Consider the following 2,694-nt stretch of genomic DNA (forward strand, 5'->3'; position numbering starts at 1 on the left):
GATCGGCGGCGCCCGCAGACCTGGCATAACTCCAGTCCGGCCCGCGCACCGAAAGAACGGCACCGGGCGCTGCGCCGATGTCCGCCGCAAGCTCTGGCGCGGGATCGACGGCCTTTGCGAGAAGACCGTCAAGCCTTTCGACCACCGCATCGGGTGCGGTGATCGGGATCGCACAGGGTCCGAATGCCTCTGCGCTTGCGCTGCCCGCCAGCAAGGTGCCGACCAGCAGGGCCGCAGCCCCGGTGCGGAAGGCGCGGGGGGCCGGCCCCTTGCAGAAGGACGTCACGGTTTGAGGCCCGTACGTTCTGAGCGATCCCTGGGCCATCATGGGATCAAGCCGCGCCCTCGTTGGTCAGCGACATGATGTTGGCCGTGGTTCCGTCGAGATAGGCGTCGCATTGCCAGGTGCCCGTCGGGCCGACACGCAGGATGACGCGGGTTCCGGCCTGCGAGAACTCGGAGCTTATAACCGAAACATCCGGATTCCCGGTGGTGGCCTTCACGTCCCGGACGCAGGCGGTGCGGGCCTGTGCTTCCGGCTCGTTTCCGGGCGCACCGGGTGCCGGGTAGTTCACGGCACTCGGAGAGTCCTCGAGACACCCTGAGAGGGCTAAAGCAGCGACCGTAGCACCAAAGAGTTTCACGGTAGTTCTGAGCATCTTGTCTCCAATTCTGTTGTCTGATCTGTGCTCGGGAACGGACGGGTCATGCGAATTCCGGTCGATCTCACCCTCCCGTTCCCGTTTGGATTGCCTTTTTGGTGATCGGAAAATCTCAACCGCCCCAGATAACGGAGTCCGGAATCTCGAACCTCTCCTCGCCGATCAAGACGATTGAGATGCCGTTCTCGGATCGCGTGACCGTCATCTCCAGCCCCTGGTCCGCCTGGGACTGGTCGAAGGAGACGGGCGTTCCTTCCTCGAAGTAGATCACTCGACTACCACCATCGGGCCACTCGACGGTGACCGAACCATTGCCGCTGCCCGGACTCTCGCGCGTGACGCCAAAGGGGCAGTCCTGCATCGCGGCATCGGCGCTGCGTACACATGAGATCGTTCCGGTGGCGTGATAGGACGTGCCCGGCACCAGCGCGTCGGTGTTGCTCTGGGGAACCGGGATCATGTCGGGAAGTTGCGTTGCGAGCCCTTCTCCGGCGCTCTCGATGAGGAAATCTCCCGCCACCCAGCCGGTGATCCCTCTAGGTGCCGTCGCCATGACCTCGCACCAGCGGCGGCCTTCGTTCATGCGACAGCCGAGGTTGCGCAGGACGGCGGTGTTCCGAAAACGGCCGATCGTGGTCGCGCCCGCTGACGGTCCGTCATGAACGTTGAGGCTGCCTACGGGGTCGCTCAGGCGCACCTCCCAAAAGTCCGGGCCGCCCTGAAGGCCATCGGCGTAATCACCCTGCACGACCGCGCCGGTCTGGCCGGTGATCGAGATGTCGAGGCTGTAGTTGGCCGTCTCTCCACGACGCGCGGCATTGCGATAGAGATAGACCGAAACGGAATAGACCCCCGATGTGGACAGCACGCCGTCGAACACGTTGAGATCAGGCACCAACGGACCGATCTGCTCGGCCACCGCCAGCGCCTCGTCGCCCGGACCACGGCCCGGTTCGTAGACGTTGAAGTAGGCGGCCGTGTTATCCGTGGTCAGCCGGATCTGCATCCGCTGCCCGGCCTCGGCGCCGATCTGGTAGACGACGAATTCGCGGCCCGTGATGCTGTCGCGGATGGTCGTGCCGGTGGTTCCGGCTGCGAAATGCACCTCTTCGGTGCGCATGTCGGACTGGGCCTTGGCGAGATTAGCATGCCCCAGCATCAGCGCAAGCGAGAGTGCGATCGACCCAAAGGTCAGGCCAGCGCGTCTCGTGATCATGAATTTCTCCTTCCACTTGGGTTGATAGATCTCATCCGCCGAAAAGGACGGCCTCGGGCACGGCATAGCGTTCTGTCGTCCCGACCAAGACGATCACGTCGCGACCGGCCCATTCGCCGAAGATGCCGGCCTGCGCGTTCGACGACTCCGGCCGCCCGGCCAAAAATTGGATCCGCCGCAGCGTCCCGTTTGGCATGGTGATGTCGAGCGTCGCCGTCCCGCCGCCGCGTCGCACGACGCCGAAGCGGCAGTCGTTTGCGCGCCCCGAGATGGTGCAGGCCAGTGCTCCGGGTGCGTTGTACGCGGTGCCCGGCACCAGCGCGTCGCCGGGCAGTTGGGTTACCCCGCTGCCGGATCCGGGCACCGCGCCAGGCAGCTGTGTCGCTCCGCCGCCAGGAGCCTGCGCGGGCTCGAGATAGCGCGCCGCGGCCCAGCCCTTGGACGCCGGTTCGGATAGTCTGTGAACCTGACACCACATCATGTCGCCGACTTGCGGCGTGCAGCCGAGGTTGCGCACGACGTCGCCATTGCGCAGGGTGTAACGCACGGCAAAGCCCGTGGACGGGCCGCCGCGTACGTTCAGCCGGTCGCCCGAGATCACGCCGCTGACCCGCAGATATTGCGATGTGATGCCCGGCCCGACGCCCGCCGATCCGCCGCCAGGTGGCTTGGTCGTTTCATTCGTCACCGAAACTGAGAGAGAGAAATCCGTCCGTTCACCCCGACCCGCTGCGGCGGTGGTATGGCGCACCTCTATGCGATAGTCGCCACTGGCCAAAAGGCGACCCTCGAACCGGTTTCGCGACGGGACCAGGG

The 2,694-nt window shown here is 65.3% G+C and carries 4 protein-coding genes; all 4 read right to left on the reverse strand.

Annotation, left to right across the window (positions count from 1 at the left end; translation table 11 throughout):
• Positions 1 to 328, reverse strand: a 328-nt coding sequence (locus WBB85_RS03355) for a hypothetical protein (protein ID WP_432637205.1), incomplete at its 3' end; no start/stop codon positions are given.
• Between the two features lie 4 nt (positions 329 to 332).
• A complete protein-coding gene (locus tag WBB85_RS03360) occupies positions 333 to 659 on the reverse strand; it encodes a hypothetical protein (protein ID WP_432637206.1) in 327 nt (108 codons plus the stop codon).
• Between the two features lie 115 nt (positions 660 to 774).
• Positions 775 to 1,878, reverse strand: coding sequence for an SH3 domain-containing protein (locus WBB85_RS03365; RefSeq protein WP_432637207.1), 1,104 nt, complete (start codon positions 1,876 to 1,878; stop codon positions 775 to 777).
• 31 nt (positions 1,879 to 1,909) lie between these two features.
• The coding region (locus WBB85_RS03370) for an SH3 domain-containing protein (RefSeq protein WP_432637208.1) at positions 1,910 to 2,694 on the reverse strand (785 nt) is incomplete at its 5' end.

The organism is Albidovulum sp. (assembly GCF_049646345.1).
GTDB lineage: Bacteria > Pseudomonadota > Alphaproteobacteria > Rhodobacterales > Rhodobacteraceae > Albidovulum.

Bases quoted from the DNA above. Each gene is read 5' to 3' on its own strand.
- WBB85_RS03360 (WP_432637206.1), bottom strand. From the start codon at position 659: ATGCTCAGAACTACCGTGAAACTCTTTGGTGCTACGGTCGCTGCTTTA.
- WBB85_RS03365 (WP_432637207.1), bottom strand. From the start codon at position 1,878: ATGATCACGAGACGCGCTGGCCTGACCTTTGGGTCGATCGCACTCTCG.